The organism is Specibacter sp. AOP5-B1-6 (assembly GCF_052376555.1).
Classification (GTDB): Bacteria; Actinomycetota; Actinomycetes; order Actinomycetales; family Micrococcaceae; genus Specibacter.
Genome location: NZ_JBQSVT010000033.1, coordinates 1 through 14,327 on the forward strand (window position 1 = coordinate 1; position 14,327 = coordinate 14,327).

The following is a 14,327-nucleotide window of genomic DNA, read 5'->3' on the forward strand; positions in this document are numbered from 1 at the left end:
TGGCACCACCCCCACGCGGCGGCATTGTTAGTCAACTGGTGGCAGAACCCGACAGCTACCGGGCTGCACGCGCAGCGGCAGCCGGAGTGCTCAGTTGCTGTCTGCGCGGGGCAGCGACGCCGTGGCGATCATGGCATCGGAGTTCATTTCAATGCGCGGTCCCACTGATTGGATGAAGTCTCGGCGGACCCTGGCAATGGCCTCGGGATCGCGGGGGAGGAAGGTGCGCCAACCGCTGCCCATGACCAGGTTCCAGGCCATGGCGTCGTCGACCGTCAGGGTCAGCGGATGCGTCGAGACTGAGACGTCCTTAAATCCCCGCTCGCCTAGCCAGCTGGTCAGCGATGCAACGGAGGCGACGCGTGCCATGTTTTTGTTGGCCAAGGGGACTACATCTGCCAGTCGCGGACGTTCCTTGATGGCGGCCTCAATGATTCGTGCCGCGAATGGTTCCAGGGCGCCTTCAAGCCAGGTGCTCGTGACCAGCCGGCCGCCAGGCCGGAGCATGGATGCCAAATGCTCGACGCCTGCCTCCATGTCGGCAAAGAAGAACATGCTGTAGGAACAGAGCACGGCGTCGAAGGTGCGGTGCCCGCGCCATTCCGTGACGTCCGCCTCTGTCAGGGTGGTGTTGAGAATCCCTTGTTCGGCTAGGTTTGCAGCGGCAATGCGCAACAGTCCGGTGGAGAGGTCCACCCCGTCGACCGTGCCGCCGGGGCCCACTGCCAATGCAGCGGGAATGGTTGCGGCGCCAGTGCCGCAGCAGGCATCAAGCACCTTTTCGCCGGGCTGCAGCATGGCTTCAGCAACCACGTCGCGGCCCATGGGGTCCCAGAGCTTTTCCGACCACGCCTCAAATTGCAGCGCCCCGTCGGTGAACGCCAGGCCAGGATCGCGAGCGGACATGCATGCCTCCAGTTGATGAAATGGGTCTTGGCTGAACCGGCACGCGGGCCGGCCAGTGAGTTTTAGGCCTGGATTTGTGCCCCGGCAAAATTGTTTTGGCGCCACGCCTCGAAGACTGCAATTGAGGCTGCGTTGGCCAGATTCAGGGAACGCAGTGCCGGGAGCATCGGCAGCCGCACCCTGGCAGTGAGGTGCGGGTCCTTTTTAACGTCCTCGGGCAGGCCTTCGGACTCGCGGCCAAACATCAGCACGTCCCCGGGCCGGTAAGCAATGTCCGTGTAGCTGGTTTCGCCGTCCGACGTAAAGGCAAAGACTCGTTCAGGAGCCAGGGCTTCCCACGCTGCTTCGAGGTTCTTGTGGACTGTCACCACTGCAAGGTCGTGGTAATCCAGCCCTGCCCTGCGCAATTTGGCGTCAGAGAAGTCGAAACCGAGGGGTTCGACAAGGTGCAGCTCGGCGCCGGTGATGGCGGCGAGTCGGATGGCGTTGCCGGTGTTGCCGGGAATCTCTGGGGTCAGGAAAAGGATGCGAAACACGGTTTTATCCTACCGTCAGACGCAGACGCGTTTGCACCAGGGGGCGGGCGCTGGTGCCGGGTGCAGGCGCCGACGGTGGAGGTCCCGCGTTAGTACATGCCGCCGAGGAGCCTGTCCAAGACGTGCAGGTCAACCACGTTGGGCGAGGGGCCGGATGCCAGGAAGTGCTTGACCTCGCGGGTGAAGCGGGCGGCGTTGGCGACGTTGACGGCATTGGAGCCGTCCGGGTCGGTGCCGCGGGCGTAGTCGATGACCGGTTCAAAGAGATTGCCGGTGTTGCTGTGCACGCACACCCAGGCTGTGACATTGCATTCGGGAAAGAGGTCCTGGAATTGGCGGGTTGCCGGCAGCAGCTGTGGCGGAGCGACTGCTTTGCTGCCGTGGACCAGGGTGCTGCCGTCCCAGCGGAATGCGCCGTTGGGGACAAGCATCGAGCCAATGATGGCAATGCGGTAGCCCGACACCAGGACATGGTCCACATAGCCGCTGTTGAAGGGTGCAGTCAGCCCGTTGATGAGCCGTGCGGCCGGGATGCCGGGCAGCACCTGCTGCATGATCAGCTGGGCCGTTCGCGCTTCGCGGGCCAACCGGGAAGAGGCGCCAAAAAGTCCTCGTTTGCGCGGCGCCCCGTGGACGGGTTGGGCGGCGGTGGGCCGGGGCATGATGGGCACTTCGCCCTGGGCGGGCCCCTCATAGGGCGGGAAGTACACGGCTGGATCCCCGGCCGTGCTGCTGTGCTCGGGTGCGCGGTGCGTGTTGAAGCCGCTGAAGCCCGTGCTGCCGGCGCGGGCGGAAGAGCCGTAGGAGCTGCCGCGGTAGCCTTCGCGTGCCTGTGCGTGCGCGCTGCCGGTGGGTGCTGGCGGGGTGGAACGGCCGGCGGCACCGTAGGATTTGTCGTAGGCGTTGCGTTTTGCCGGATCGACGAGTGTTTCGTATGACTCCGTGATTTGCCGGAACAACGCAGGGTCTCCGCCGCGGTCCGGGTGGGCAATTTTGGCCGCTTTGCGGTAGGCGATCTTGACGTCGCGTTCGGTGGCCGTGCGGGCAAGCCCTAGGACTTGATAATGCGTGAGGAACTTCTCGCCCACTGGTGGCCTTTCGCTAGCCCGGCTGTGCCAAGAGTTCAGTCTAACCGCCCAGCCAGGGCGTCACATCCTCTGAGTCAGCGGTCTCGCTGGCATACTTGCTTTTGCCATGAACACCTTCCATTTCACCGCGACGTGCCGCGGCAGCGGTCCATCCCGCAGCACAGCCGTGCCTGCATGAACGGGCCGGCGGATCCTGCGGGGCTGCGGCTAGCCGTGGCCATCAACCCGCGCGCTGCCTTCGGCGGAAAACGGAAGCGGTCGGCCGGACATACCGGCGATGTGGCGGTGCGCGCCCTGCGGTCGGCCGGGCACCGCGTCACGGTCCTGCGCCGCCGCGACTATGACGCACTTCGTGAAGCCGTCGACGCCGCAGTCGCCGCCGGTGCGCAGGCCCTGGTTGTTGTGGGCGGGGACGGCATGGTCCACCTTGGCGTCAATGCGCTGGCGGGCACCTCCATCCCGCTGGGCATCATCCCGGCAGGGACCGGCAACGATGCCGCCCGCGGACTGGGCCTTGACCCCGGTGACCCGGGCACCGCCGTCGAACGCTTCTTGAAAAGCTGCCAGGGGGAGCCGCGCAGCGTTGACCTGGGCCGCCTCGAACGCGCAGGCGAAGCCCCCGTCTGGTTTATGTGCGCGCTCTCAGCCGGGTTTGACGCCCTTGTCAACGAACGGGCCAACGGCTGGCGCTGGCCGCGCGGACCCCTGCGCTACCAGCTGGCAATACTGCGGGAACTGGCCGAGCTGAAACCGCTGCATTACTCGCTGGTGGTTGACGGGCAGGTCCGCACGCAGCGCGCCGTGTTGATTTCCATTTCCAACGGCGCCTCCGTTGGCGGCGGCATGAAGATCACCCCGGATGCCAGGTACGACGACGGCCGGCTGGACTTGTTTATCCTCTCGCCGGTGTCGCGGCTGGGGTTCCTGCGCATTTACCCGCTGGTCTTTTCGGGCCGGCACACGCGGCGCGCCGAGGTGCGGATTGAGCAGGTGGAAGAGGTTTTCATCGACTTGCCGGGGATGGTGGCGTATGCCGACGGGGAACGGATTGGGCCGTTGCCGGCGACCGTGAAGGTTGATCCGGGAGCCTTGAAGCTGTGGGCGTAGATCCATGCAATTTTGCTGCTGCTCGACTGGCCATGACGGGTTGGCGGTGGAGGACGCGGCAGGATCTGTACAGTGGAGCGTGTGAATCTACGAGGTGGCGGAATGAAGCAGGCGATTGCTGCTGCGGGGGCGGCGGTTCTGGCGCTCGCAGTCCTGAGCGGGTGCAGTATTTCCATTCCCGCACCGGCCCAGCCCACAGCTGGCCAGTCAGCCGCCCCGCCCACTTACGCCCCGCCAACAATCGTTGCCGGGCACGACGACGCAGCGGTGGCGGCAGCGCCCATGACCTTTGAGGCTGGCAACACACTTATGCCGGGCGTGCCGGTTGCTTTCAGTGACATCCTTGACCAGCCGCCGCAGGACTACGCCGAAACACCTGGCCCGCCGGAATGGAAACTGGTCAAGAAGAACGTGGCCGGACAGACACAGTACAGCAATGTTTCCGGCTGCCAACTGGCCCATTGGATTACCGCCAAGCAAGGGCCGCTGGTCACCGAGGGCGACGACAAGGCATCGACGGTGGCTCTCATGAAGTACTTGATCCCTTCGGCCATGGAAGGATCGTTGGCGGAGGCAAAGCTGCCATGGGCGGCCGAAGCCGGCAAGGCAGGACAGCAGATTTCCTTCCTCAGCTTCAACACCAAGGCTGCCAAGGACGTCATGGCAAGCACAGTGTGGGGACGCATGCTGGGAACTGCCGACACCGGTCTCGTGGTCAGCCTGGCCTGCCCCACTGATGAACTGCTTGCTGCCACCGCACCGAAGATGATGGAGAAGCTGTCGGTGGCTCCGCCGTCGAACTAGTGCGTTCCGCAACCCCGTGCAGCAGCGGTACTACGCGATGCTAGGTGGCGGGACGGACGTAGCGCAGGAACAGCATTGACTCGGCCTTGAGGATCCGGGTCAACGTCATGCCCGAGGCCACCGCCGCCTGGGCCCCGGCCACGTGGGACCCGGTCGCGTGGGACCCGGGGCTGTGGGCGATGCGCCCGGCCGAACCGCCCACCAGCATGGGGGACACCGTCAGGTTGAGCTCATCCACCCTGCCCGCAGCGGCAAAGCTGCCCAGCAGTGTGGGCCCACCTTCCGAATGAAGATTCTTGTAGCCGCGCCCCGACAGTTCCGTGATGAGACGTGCCACGTCCAGCGAATCCTCGCCAACAGTGACCACGTCGGACACCTCCGAGAGCGCCTCCCGCCGCTCCTGCGGTGCGGAGGCCAGGGTCAAAACCAGCGGCCGGACGGGTGCCTGCGTAAACACCTCAAGCCCCGGGTCCAGGTTGAGGGAGCCGGAGACAATGGCCACGGGGGGATGCTCCGAGAGCCAGTTCTCCGCACGCCACTTTTGTGCAGCCTTGCTCAGCAGTTCCCCTCCGTACCCCTCGGCCCTGACAGTTTGTGCGCCCACCAGGACGACGTCGGCGGTTTGGCGCATGAGTGAGAAAACGCGCAGATCCCACGCGTTTCCAAGTTTTCCCGACAATCCGTCCATGGTGGCCGCACCATCAATGCTGGCGATGAAGTTGAAGCTCACCCACGGCCTGGTGCTGCGCCGGTTCTCCGGCGGCGCAGCCAGCACCTCGTGTTCCAGGGCCGCTCCGGAGAGTACGGCCGGGTCGGGAAAGATGCGCTCCATCATGCGTGGCTCCTCGTTAAGTTAAGCGGGCGGCGGCAGGGGTGGCGCCCATGCGCAAGATCCTACACATCTGCCGGCTGCACGGGGTGGGCGGGCTCGTTGATCTGGCCCATGTTGTGTTTCAGGTATGCGGGTTCCCGCCAGCCCAGGACTGCTTCCGTCATGCGGATGGCCGAGCTGGCGGCGGCCACATTGTGCATGCGCAACACCCGGGCGCCGCCCAGAATGCAGATCACCCCGGAGGCAATGGAGCCTTCCAGCCGCTCATCCTTGGACTGGTCCAGGGTTTCCCCGATGAAGTCCTTGTTCGACACGGCGGCCAGCGCAGGGAAGCCGAGTGCGGCGATCTCGTTGAAGCGCCGCGTGATTTCCAGGGTGTGCAGCGTGTTTTTGTTCAGGTCGTGGCCGGGGTCGATGATGATCTTGTCGGCCGGGACGCCCAGCGACATCGCCAGCTCAACCCGGGAGGACAGGAAGGCCGCCACCTCGGTGACGACGTGGTCGTAGCGCGGCCGGGGATATGCGGTGCGGGGCGCGGCCAACGAGTGGGTGATGACAATGTGCGCGCCCGATTCTGCCACCACCGAGGCAATGTCGGGGTTGGACAGCCCGGTGGTGTCGTTGATGACGTTGGCGCCGGCCGCAATGCTGCGCGCCGCCACCTCCGGCAAAAACGTGTCAACGGAAATGATCACATCACTGGCGGCTGCCACCGCTGCAATGACCGGAACGACCCGCTCACTTTCCTCGTCTGCACTCAGCGCCGGCCCCGGCGCAAAGGGGACACCGCCAATGTCAACCCAGTCGGCGCCGTCGTTCACGGCAGCCAGTGAAGCGGCCACCGCAGCATCCAACGCAAAGGTGGCACCGCCGTCGTAAAAGGAATCGGGGGTGCGGTTGATGATCGCCATCAGGGCCACCTGGCGGCTGAAGTCGATGGTGCGCGGGCCGAAGCGGTGAACCGGGTGGAGCAGCGGCGGCGTGTGGAACGGGGCGGTGGTCATACCCTCCATCAAATCTCCTCGAGCGGGGTTTGCGGGTCAGCCAGCTTCACCGTGTCGACAATGCGGCGGGAGGTGATGAGCGCCTTGATGGCGTCCTGGACGTCCCAAATATTCACGTTCATGCCTGCCACGACCCGGCCTTCCAACACCCAGAAGGCGATGAATTCGCGCTTGGCGAGGTCGCCGCGGACCACGAGTTCGGCATCCTTGGTCAGCGCGCCGAAGCCGGAGTACTCCATGCCGAGGTCAAATTGGTCGGTGTAGAAGTAGGGGATGTCATCGAGTGCGGCAGCCCGGCCGAGCATGGATTTCGCCGCCACCTTGCCGCTGGCAATCGCGTTGGCCCAGTGCTCGGAGCGGGCAAATGTCCCGGTCACCGGGTGCATGGCATTGGCAACGTCCCCGGCGGCGTACACGTCCTCGGCGGAGGTCGCCAGCGCGGCGTCGACCTCAATGCCGTTGTTGATGGTGAGCCCGGCGTCCTTGGCAAGTGCGGTGTTCGGAACCACGCCCACGGCCACAATGACAATGTCGGCCGGCAGCACCTCCCCGGTGGTGGTCAGCACGGCGGTCACCTTCCCATCGGTGCCCCGGATCGCGGCGGCGCTGGCCGGCAGCACGAACTTCACGCCGGCCTCCTGGTGGCGGTTGACGAACACGCCGCCCAGCTCCGCGCCGATCGCCGCGGACAGCGGCACGACCTCCAAACCCAGCAGCGTGACATCGTTGCCCAGCTCGCGGGCAGTGGCGGCAATTTCCATGCCAATCCAGCCGGAGCCGATCATGACCAGCTTGTGGCCCCCGGCAGAGAGCAGCTCCTTCAGGGCAACACTGTCGGCCTTGGTCCGGAAGGTGTAAACGCCGGCAAGTTCGACGCCGGGAAACGGGATCCGGCGCGGGGCGGCACCTGTTGCCAGAAGCACCTTGGCATACGGGAGCACGGAGCCGTCAGCCAGCGTGACGGTGTGGGCGCCGGGGTCAAGGGCCGTGGCCGCCGTTCCGGTCAGGACGGTGACGTTGTTCTCGGGGTACCAGCTTGCGGGCAGGGGGAGGAGTGCGTCTTCGTCTTCCTTGCCGGCCAGGAAGCCCTTGGACAGGGGCGGGCGCTGGTACGGGATTTCGGCCTCGTCGGCCACGATCGTGATGGGGCCTTCGTACCCTTCCGCACGAAGGGTTTCCGCGGCCGTGGCGGCTGTGAGGCCGCCGCCGATGATCACCATGCCGGGAATGTTGGCGTCTGCTGCGCCGGGGGTCGCTGGTGTGCTGGGTGTTTGGCTCATGATCGAAACTCTTTCCGCTGGAAATGGCTGTTTCTGCTATGAAGGTTGGTTCGCCCGGGCGTTCGCTTGTGCGTCTCTCTGGCGAGGGCGAGTGTCAGTGCGGGAACTGCCCGCGGAGGGGTCCGGCGTCGGACAGCAAACCGGTGAAGACCGAGGTGCGGGTCAGGGTGCCGGAGGTCTGGACGCCGCGCAGGGACATGCACATGTGCTCCGCCTCCATGACCACTCCGACACCGCGGGGCGCGAGGGTGTCTTCGAGCCAGTCAGCCACCTGCTGGGTGAGGCGTTCCTGGACCTGCAGGTCGCGGGAGAACAGTTCCACGCCGCGGGCCAGCTTGGACAGGCCGAACAGGCGCTCGCCGGGCAGATAGCCCACATGGGCCACGCCGCGGAACGGCAGCAGGTGGTGCTGGCACAGTGAATGGAAGGGGATGTCCTTGACCAGCACCAGGCCCTGATAGCCGTCGTCGTTGGGAAACGTGGTCCATGACGTCTCGCGCGGGGTCAGCATTTCAGCATAGGCGGCCGCCACGCGGCGGGGCGTGTCCAGCAGGTGCGGGTCCGTCTCGTCACGGCCCAGGGCACGCAGGAATTCGGCAATGGCCGCCTGGGCGCGGGGCAGGTCAATTTCCGGCGCCGCGATTGCCGGCGCCGCCAGGGTTTCGGGATCGTCGAACGCAAGGAGGTCCGGCAGGGACGCGCTGGTGATGGACATATCCAACCCTTTCTAAAGCTTGTATTATTGACTTTAGAAGCGCAGACTCAAAGCGTCAAGTAGGCATGAAACAAACCGCAAACTGCCCACCAACGGCAAGAGAGCAAAAGGCCAGAAGCCATGATTCAACCGGAACGGCATCCGTCCACACGTCCGTCAGCGAAGGAATCTCCCAAGATCGCCGCCCAGGAGCAGGAAGCCATGCCAGCAGCGGGGCCCGCCGCGCTGAATTCCGGGCCCAATTCCGGGCTCGACGACGGTCAGCGCCTGCGTGCCGTGGCTTCCCTGGGCGATCCAGTGCGCAAGGATCTCTTTGACCTGGTCCGCGGAGCCGGTCATGCGCTGAGCCGGGACGAATGCGCGCAGGCGCTGGGGCTGCCCAAGAGCACCGTGCGGGTCCACCTGGACAAGCTGGTGGAGGAACAGCTGCTGCAGGTGGAGTACCGCAAGCTCGGCGAGAAGACCGGGCCGGGATCCGGCCGGCCCAGCAAGCTGTACGCCGTGGCCCAGGCCGAGATCAGCGTCTCCGTTCCGCCGCGCCACTACGACCTCGCCGCCGCACTGCTGGCCGCCGCCGTGCAGCGCTCCATTGACACCGGGGAAAACGTGGAGCGCTCCCTGGCCGCGGTCGCCCATGACGAGGGCCGACGTCTGGGCGCCGAGGCCGGGAGCATCCATCAGCTGCTGGCCACGACCGGTTACAGCCCCGAGCCCGACGGCGAGGGCGGGACCATCATGGCCAACTGCCCGTTCCACCGCCTCTCCCAGGACCACACCGGGGTGGTTTGCTCGCTCAACGGATCGCTGCTGGGCGGCGCCCTTGAGGGGTGCGGGGATTCGGTTCACGACCTGGCGCCGGACGAGGAAATCTCCCACTGCTGCGCACGTCTGGTTCCAAGGGAAGTTTAAACAGTTCCGGCGGCCACCGGGCAAGGTGGCCGCCGGAAGTGCACAAGCCGACGTTTTAGCGGACAGCCTGCAGGGCGTCAACAATGCCTTCGCCGTAGTAGCTGTTGTTGCGCAGGGTGCCGATGCACTCGGAGCCGGTCGGTGTCGCCGACGGCAGGCACTCATGATCCTCGGCCTGCTTGCGCAACTGGGAAATCATCTGCTTCGGCTTCAACCCGGGATGCTCGGACTTCATCAAGGCAAGCACGCCGGCAACCTGCGGCGAAGCCATCGACGTGCCGCTGAGCAGGCCGTATTTGTTGTCCGGCAACGTGGACAGGATCCGTGAGCCGGGTGCAGCCACGTCAATGACGTTCAGCCCGCGGTTGGAGAAGGACGAGAGCTTCCCGGCCTGATCCGTGGAGGCCACTGTCACCACGCCCTCCAACTCGGTGGGGATGTCCTTGCAGCCGTTGTTGATTTCGCGTTCAATCCCGACGACGTCGTTCGGGCTGGCGTCGTCGGTGGTCTTGTTGGCCAAATCGTAGGACGCATTTCCAGCAGCCGCGGCATGGACCACACCTTGTTTCGTTGACCATTTCACGGCGCGCTCAACGGCATCGAGCACGGCTTTCTGGTCGGGCTGGTCGCCGCACCAGAACTGCACGGGGTCCACGTAGTAGCTGTTGTTCGTGACGTCCATGCCCTTCATGCCCGCCCACATGAAACCGCAGATGGCGTACTCCGGGTAGATTGAACCGGCTTCGTTGACGACCTTGACGGAGGCCATGCGCACGTTTGGTGCCACGCCGACGATGCCAACGCCGTTGCGGGCTGCGCCGATGATGCCGGCGACGTGGGTGCCATGTGATGACGTGGTGGGGAACCAGCCTGTGGGCGAGGTGTCCGGGCGTCCGGCATTGGTGCAGTTGACCGAGTTGGCCACGTCAATGTTGGCCGCCAGGTCCGGGTGGTTTGGATCGATGCCGCTGTCCAACACCCCGACGAGCACGTCACGGGAACCGTCTGTGACCTGGTGGGCCTGGTCTGCCTTGATTTGAGCCTGGCTCCACTGTTCGCCTTCGCGCGGATCTGGTGCAACGCCGTCGAACGTGGCATCACCGTAGAGCAGATCGGTGGTGGCCAGTTGCTTGCTGCGCTGTGCAGGTGCCTGCTGCCAGGGGGTGGCAAGGCCCTCCGGGGTGCCCTCGGCCACGGTGATGGTGCGGGTTGCACCCACCGATTCCACGGCTGATTTTCCGAGTTTGAGGACCTGGGTGCGGAAGTTGGCCCGATCGGACTGGACAATCACCACGCCGATCTCGGGCCACTGCTGGACAGCGACGCCGCCGGCCGCCTCAATGGCTTTCACGGCAGTTTTTGTCTTGTTGGCGTTGGCAGCCTTGGCGTTGACCACGTAGCTCATGAGTTGGCCGTCGACGGCGGGAAAATCAATGGGTGTGGACTGGGCTGGTGGCGGCGCAGGGGTGGCGCTGCCGCCAATCAAGGCAGTGGCGGCCATGGCGACTGCGCACAAGGCGGCAGCCGTCGTGCGACGGAAAAATGCTTTCTGCATGGATTTAATCCCCCCGGGATCATTGTGTGATGTGAGACACCCCGATCCTGCCATCGCGGGCAGTCGTTGACAACCTCAGTCCCCTGGAACTGGAACTGCCGTGTGCCGCGTGTATCCGGGCTTCCCGGAAGTTCGACGGCGCGTTCCCGGCCGCCGCTGATGGCCTGCCTTACGGCTCCGGCCCGGATGTCCATGCGTTAGGCTCCGAGCATGGAAGCTGCAAGCGGTGCCGAAGGCCAGTGGATTGCCGATGCCCTGGAGCGGTACCTCACCAAGGAGCGTTGGGACCAGTGGATCGGGACGGTCGCCACAACGGTTCCCGACACCTTTGAAGCCCATGCGCGCATATTTCATCCTGTGGGAGGCCACGGCGAACACGAGCTCCGTTGGGCGGATGTGGCCCGGGCCAAGGGAACCCGGATGCACCCGGAAGCCCAGTTCCACCGGCTGGCACGGACGGAACTCTACGCCCAGGTCGACATCGACGGTGTGAGTCAAACACGGCCAAGCAACGGAGAGCTGGATCAGGGGCAGCTGGTGGCGCTCGCGGACGTGCTGGGCGCACACACTGCCGAACACCAAGATATTTTCCAGGCCGTGTGGGTCGGCTGGGGCGGCTTCGAACCCGGCCGCGGCAGCATCCCAACAGGTCCCGCCACCAAACTGACAGTTGCCAAGGGCCTGCGGGAATATTGGGTCTTCCGCGGCACAGTCGAGGAACTGGCCCGGCCGCCGTGGTTTGACGAGGAGGCGGGCAGGAATGCTCAACCACCAAATCTGGCCTGGCCCGCGGACCGCAGCTGGTGCCTGGCCACCGAGATCGACTTTGACTCCACCCTGGTGGGCGGAACGGCGGAACTGATCGCCGCCGTCGTGCATTCCCTGGATCTGGAGGCGCTTGAGGTGACCCCGGCCGGCAACCTCAGTTCCGAAGGTGACAAGTTCAACGGTCCGGGACGCTGATCCGCGCCGCCCCGGGACGATCCGTGCCGTAGAATTGAGCCGTGCCCGTGTATCTAGATCACGCGGCGACCACGCCAATTTCGGCCCCGGCCCTCGCCGCACTCACTTCCGTTATCGCCCGTAGCGGCAATCCGTCCTCCCTGCACGGATCGGGCCGCCGTGCCCGCGCCACCGTCGAACAGGCCCGCGAAACCATCGCCAAGGCAGCCGGAGCGCACCCCACCGAGGTCATTTTCACCTCCGGCGGCACCGAGGCCGACAACCTCGCCGTGAAGGGCTTGTTCTGGTCCCGGCGCGCCACCGACCCCGCCCGCACCCGCATCCTCGTCTCCAGCGTTGAGCACGCTGCCGTGCAGGACACTGTTGAATGGCTCGAGAAGCACGAGGGCGCCGAAGCCGTCTGGCTGCCCGTCGATGCTGCCGGTGTGCTGGACCTGTCTGCCCTTGAAAAGGAATTGGCCGACGGCGGGGCCTCCTCGGTCGCGCTCCTCAGCTGCATGTGGGCCAACAATGAGGTGGGCAGCGTTCAGCCCATCGCCGAGGTCGTTGCGCTCGCCGACACGTACGGCATCCCGGTCCACTCGGACGCCGTCCAGGCCTTTGGCTCCGTTTCTGTGAACTTCAAGGACTCCGGCCTGGCCGCCATGTCCATCAGCGCCCACAAGATCGGCGGCACCGTGGGCGTCGGCGCGCTGCTGCTGGGCCGCGCCGTGAAACTGACCCCCGTGCTGCATGGCGGCGGGCAGGAACGTTCCGTCCGTTCCGGCACGCTCGACACCGCCGGCATTGCCGCATTCGCCGCGGCCGCCGCGGACGCAACCACCAACCTGGCGGCTGAAAACGAGCGGATCGCCGGCCTTCGGGACGCCGTCATCGCGGCCGTCCGGGACCTGGTGCCCGAGGCCGTGCTGCGCGGGGTGGATCCGGCGGAAAACCCGGCCGGCAGGCTGCCCGGCAACGCCCACTTCACGTTCCCCGGTTGCGAGGGCGACTCCCTGCTGTTCCTCCTGGACATGGCCGGCATTGAATCCTCCACAGGCTCCGCCTGCACCGCCGGCGTGCCGCGACCCTCCCACGTGCTGCTGGCCATGGGCTTGGACGAGGACACCGCGCGTGGCGCACAACGCTTCAGCCTCGGGCATACATCGAGCCAGGAAGACGTTGACGCCTTTGTGGCCGCGCTGCTTGACGCACACGCACGCGCAAAACAAGCCGGCATGGCCGGGCACAAGTCAAGCATTGAAACCGCAAGCACCCGGGCCGCCGGCTGACCAGCCGCATCCTGCACCACCACCGCACCAGCAGAAATGAATTGAAAGGCAAGTAATGCGAGTATTGGCCGCCATGAGCGGCGGAGTTGACTCCGCCGTAGCCGCAGCACGGGCAGTGGATGCCGGGCACGACGTCGTCGGCGTCCACCTGGCGCTCTCCCGCATGCCCGGAACCCTGCGCACCGGCAGCCGCGGCTGTTGCACCGTGGAGGACTCCAACGACGCCTGGCGTGCCTGCGACCTGCTCGGCATCCCGTACTACGTCTGGGACTTCTCCGAACGGTTCAAGGAGGACGTGGTTCAGGACTTCATCGACGAATACGCGGCCGGGCGCACGCCCAACCCGTGCATGCGCTGCAATGAGCGGATCAAGTTTGCCGCGCTCTTGGAGAAGGCCATCGCGCTGGGCTTCGACGCCGTCTGCACGGGCCATTACGCCAAGGTCATCACCGACGCCGACGGCAACCCCGAGCTGCACCGCGCCGCCGATTGGGCCAAGGACCAGAGCTACGTGCTCGGCGTGCTGACCCACGAGCAGCTCAAGCACTCCATGTTCCCGCTGGCCGACACCCCGTCCAAGGCCGAGGTCCGCGCCGAGGCCGAGGCCCGCGGGCTGTCTGTGGCCAAGAAGCCGGACAGCCATGACATCTGCTTCATCCCCGACGGCGACACCGCCGGCTGGCTGGCCGAAAAAATTGAGATGACCGACGGCGACGTCGTCGACGAAAGCGGTGCGAAGGTCGGCGGCCACACCGGCTCCAACCAGTTCACCGTGGGCCAGCGCCGCGGCCTGAAGCTCGGCACCCCTGCCGCCGACGGCAAGCCCCGCTTTGTCCTGGAAATCCGGCCCAAGGAAAACAAGGTCATCGTCGGCCCGCACGCACTGCTGGCCATCGATTCCATCCAGGGCATCAAGGTCTCCTGGGCCGGGATGCCCATCGCCGAGGTCGCCACCGGCGACGAGTTTGACTGCTACGCGCAGGTTCGTGCACACGGGGATCCCGTGCCGGCGCGCGCCTCTGTCACCGAAGTGAAGGACACCGAAGAAACGGACGACGGCGTCACCCGCCAACAGCTGCATGTCACCCTGGTCGAGCCGTTGCGCGGTGTTGCCCCGGGCCAGACCATCGTGCTGTACCAGGGGTCCCGCGTGCTGGGCCAGGCCACCATCGACACGGCCCGCTCCCTGGCCCGCCCCGAGCTTCCCTAGCCAACGCGGCAAAAGGTCCTACAGTCCTGCCTTAGGCAACGCTCTCGCAGCAATGGTGCCATTTCGGTGAACGCTATCGCACCCACTGCGACAGCGTTGCCAAAAAACCGACCATTGCTGCGAGAGCGTTGCAGAAAAGCGGGGCCT

The 14,327-nt window shown here is 65.7% G+C and carries 14 protein-coding genes; 6 read left to right on the forward strand and 8 right to left on the reverse strand.

The features are described 5' to 3' along the window. Positions 1–90: 90 nt before the first annotated feature. The 3 genes from ACT3TS_RS14835 to ACT3TS_RS14845 form a co-directional block, all read right to left on the reverse strand. A complete protein-coding gene (locus tag ACT3TS_RS14835) occupies positions 91–906 on the reverse strand; it encodes a class I SAM-dependent methyltransferase (protein ID WP_444532288.1) in 816 nt (271 codons plus the stop codon). Positions 907–968: 62 nt separating this feature from the next. Further along, positions 969–1,442 (reverse strand): tRNA (cytidine(34)-2'-O)-methyltransferase, encoded by a 474-nt coding sequence (locus ACT3TS_RS14840; protein ID WP_444532289.1) that lies wholly within the window; start codon positions 1,440–1,442, stop codon positions 969–971. Between the two features lie 89 nt (positions 1,443–1,531). Continuing rightward, on the reverse strand, positions 1,532–2,530 hold the full coding sequence (locus ACT3TS_RS14845; RefSeq protein ID WP_444532290.1) for a J domain-containing protein: 999 nt from the start codon (positions 2,528–2,530) through the stop codon (positions 1,532–1,534). Between the two features lie 174 nt (positions 2,531–2,704). Between ACT3TS_RS14845 and ACT3TS_RS14850 the strand changes: the two genes are divergently transcribed. Continuing rightward, the gene (locus tag ACT3TS_RS14850; protein ID WP_444532291.1) at positions 2,705–3,637 is read left to right on the forward strand and encodes a diacylglycerol/lipid kinase family protein; all 933 of its coding nucleotides are present in this window, start codon (positions 2,705–2,707) and stop codon (positions 3,635–3,637) included. A 102-nt stretch (positions 3,638–3,739) separates the two neighbouring features. Further along, the gene (locus ACT3TS_RS14855; RefSeq protein ID WP_444532292.1) at positions 3,740–4,441 is read left to right on the forward strand and encodes a hypothetical protein; all 702 of its coding nucleotides are present in this window, start codon (positions 3,740–3,742) and stop codon (positions 4,439–4,441) included. A gap of 40 nt (positions 4,442–4,481) precedes the next feature. On the opposite strand, the gene ACT3TS_RS14860 is transcribed toward ACT3TS_RS14855, so the two are convergent. From ACT3TS_RS14860 to folE, 4 genes are all read right to left on the reverse strand, one after another. After that, complete coding sequence (locus tag ACT3TS_RS14860) at positions 4,482–5,276, reverse strand: pyrimidine reductase family protein (protein WP_444532293.1); 795 nt, start codon at positions 5,274–5,276, stop codon at positions 4,482–4,484. A gap of 59 nt (positions 5,277–5,335) precedes the next feature. Next, complete coding sequence (folP, locus tag ACT3TS_RS14865; RefSeq protein ID WP_444532294.1) at positions 5,336–6,286, reverse strand: dihydropteroate synthase; 951 nt, start codon at positions 6,284–6,286, stop codon at positions 5,336–5,338. After that, on the reverse strand, positions 6,286–7,557 hold the full coding sequence (locus ACT3TS_RS14870; RefSeq protein WP_444532295.1) for an NAD(P)/FAD-dependent oxidoreductase: 1,272 nt from the start codon (positions 7,555–7,557) through the stop codon (positions 6,286–6,288). The genes folP and ACT3TS_RS14870 overlap by 1 nt, the downstream gene beginning before the upstream one ends. 94 nt (positions 7,558–7,651) lie before the next feature. Then, on the reverse strand, positions 7,652–8,272 hold the full coding sequence (gene folE / locus ACT3TS_RS14875; RefSeq protein ID WP_444532296.1) for a GTP cyclohydrolase I: 621 nt from the start codon (positions 8,270–8,272) through the stop codon (positions 7,652–7,654). Positions 8,273–8,392: 120 nt separating this feature from the next. Between folE and ACT3TS_RS14880 the strand changes: the two genes are divergently transcribed. After that, entirely contained in the window at positions 8,393–9,181 is a 789-nt protein-coding gene (locus ACT3TS_RS14880; protein ID WP_444532297.1) for a helix-turn-helix transcriptional regulator, read from the forward strand. Positions 9,182–9,236: 55 nt separating this feature from the next. Here ACT3TS_RS14880 and ACT3TS_RS14885 read toward each other — a convergent pair whose 3' ends face one another. Continuing rightward, positions 9,237–10,736: a S8 family serine peptidase gene (locus ACT3TS_RS14885; protein WP_444532298.1), complete on the reverse strand. Its 1,500-nt coding sequence runs from the start codon at positions 10,734–10,736 to the stop codon at positions 9,237–9,239. 210 nt (positions 10,737–10,946) lie between these two features. On the opposite strand from ACT3TS_RS14885, the gene ACT3TS_RS14890 reads away from it, so the two are divergent. The 3 genes from ACT3TS_RS14890 to mnmA are packed head-to-tail and all read left to right on the forward strand — an operon-like array spanning position 10,947 to position 14,180. Next, positions 10,947–11,699 (forward strand): hypothetical protein, encoded by a 753-nt coding sequence (locus tag ACT3TS_RS14890; RefSeq protein ID WP_444532299.1) that lies wholly within the window; start codon positions 10,947–10,949, stop codon positions 11,697–11,699. A gap of 41 nt (positions 11,700–11,740) precedes the next feature. Further along, positions 11,741–12,970: a cysteine desulfurase family protein gene (locus ACT3TS_RS14895; protein ID WP_444532300.1), complete on the forward strand. Its 1,230-nt coding sequence runs from the start codon at positions 11,741–11,743 to the stop codon at positions 12,968–12,970. A 55-nt stretch (positions 12,971–13,025) separates the two neighbouring features. Next, positions 13,026–14,180, forward strand: coding sequence for a tRNA 2-thiouridine(34) synthase MnmA (gene mnmA / locus ACT3TS_RS14900; RefSeq protein ID WP_444532301.1), 1,155 nt, complete (start codon positions 13,026–13,028; stop codon positions 14,178–14,180). Positions 14,181–14,327: the final 147 nt, after the last annotated feature.

What these genes read in the sequence shown, in the direction of transcription:
- ACT3TS_RS14855 (WP_444532292.1), top strand. Translation starts at nt 3,740, where the DNA reads ATGAAGCAGGCGATTGCTGCTGCGGGGGCGGCGGTTCTGGCGCTCGCA.
- ACT3TS_RS14850 (WP_444532291.1), top strand. Translation starts at nt 2,705, where the DNA reads ATGAACGGGCCGGCGGATCCTGCGGGGCTGCGGCTAGCCGTGGCCATC.
- folE (WP_444532296.1), bottom strand. Translation starts at nt 8,272, where the DNA reads ATGTCCATCACCAGCGCGTCCCTGCCGGACCTCCTTGCGTTCGACGAT.
- ACT3TS_RS14860 (WP_444532293.1), bottom strand. Translation starts at nt 5,276, where the DNA reads ATGATGGAGCGCATCTTTCCCGACCCGGCCGTACTCTCCGGAGCGGCC.
- mnmA (WP_444532301.1), top strand. Translation starts at nt 13,026, where the DNA reads ATGCGAGTATTGGCCGCCATGAGCGGCGGAGTTGACTCCGCCGTAGCC.
- ACT3TS_RS14885 (WP_444532298.1), bottom strand. Translation starts at nt 10,736, where the DNA reads ATGCAGAAAGCATTTTTCCGTCGCACGACGGCTGCCGCCTTGTGCGCA.
- ACT3TS_RS14870 (WP_444532295.1), bottom strand. Translation starts at nt 7,557, where the DNA reads ATGAGCCAAACACCCAGCACACCAGCGACCCCCGGCGCAGCAGACGCC.
- ACT3TS_RS14880 (WP_444532297.1), top strand. Translation starts at nt 8,393, where the DNA reads ATGATTCAACCGGAACGGCATCCGTCCACACGTCCGTCAGCGAAGGAA.
- ACT3TS_RS14835 (WP_444532288.1), bottom strand. Translation starts at nt 906, where the DNA reads ATGTCCGCTCGCGATCCTGGCCTGGCGTTCACCGACGGGGCGCTGCAA.
- ACT3TS_RS14890 (WP_444532299.1), top strand. Translation starts at nt 10,947, where the DNA reads ATGGAAGCTGCAAGCGGTGCCGAAGGCCAGTGGATTGCCGATGCCCTG.
- folP (WP_444532294.1), bottom strand. Translation starts at nt 6,286, where the DNA reads ATGGAGGGTATGACCACCGCCCCGTTCCACACGCCGCCGCTGCTCCAC.